This is a genomic window from Rhodopseudomonas sp. BR0G17 (genome assembly GCF_010907025.1).
GTDB lineage: Bacteria > Pseudomonadota > Alphaproteobacteria > Rhizobiales > Xanthobacteraceae > Rhodopseudomonas > Rhodopseudomonas palustris_H.
Window position 1 is genome coordinate 1 of sequence record NZ_QUML01000242.1, and the last position, 390, is coordinate 390.

Consider the following 390-nt stretch of genomic DNA (forward strand, 5'->3'; position numbering starts at 1 on the left):
ACCCCATGCGGTCGCGTGGGCGATCGATCAGATAGCGGTCGTGATTGCCGAGCACTACGCTCATCTCGAGCGTCATCAGCAGATCAAGCGTGAGCCGCGGATCGAACGGTCCGCTCGCCATGTCGCCCAGGCAGACGATCGTATCGACGCCCTGCGTGCGGATATCGGCGAGCACCGCTTCCAGCGCCGCGATGTTGCCGTGCATGTCGGCGATGGCGGCGATCCGCATCCGTGGGTCTCTTCCGTCAGGTAGGCGGCGTGCCGTTGAGGTTCAGCACATGGCCGGCCAGATACAGCGATCCGGTGATCAGGATACGCGGCGGGAGCTCGTAGGCAAGCGAGGCGATCCGCCGGAGCGCCGCAGGGACGTCATCGGCGAGTTCGACGCGT

General features: G+C 65.6%; 1 protein-coding gene and 1 pseudogene. Both read right to left on the reverse strand.

Annotated features, from left to right (window positions below; translation table 11 throughout):
* Window positions 1-229, reverse strand: a 229-nt coding sequence (locus DY467_RS26040) for a metallophosphoesterase family protein (RefSeq protein ID WP_164639931.1), incomplete at its 3' end; no start/stop codon positions are given.
* Window positions 230-245: 16 nt separating this feature from the next.
* Window positions 246-390, reverse strand: a pseudogene (locus DY467_RS26655) (bifunctional folylpolyglutamate synthase/dihydrofolate synthase); the annotation flags it as partial.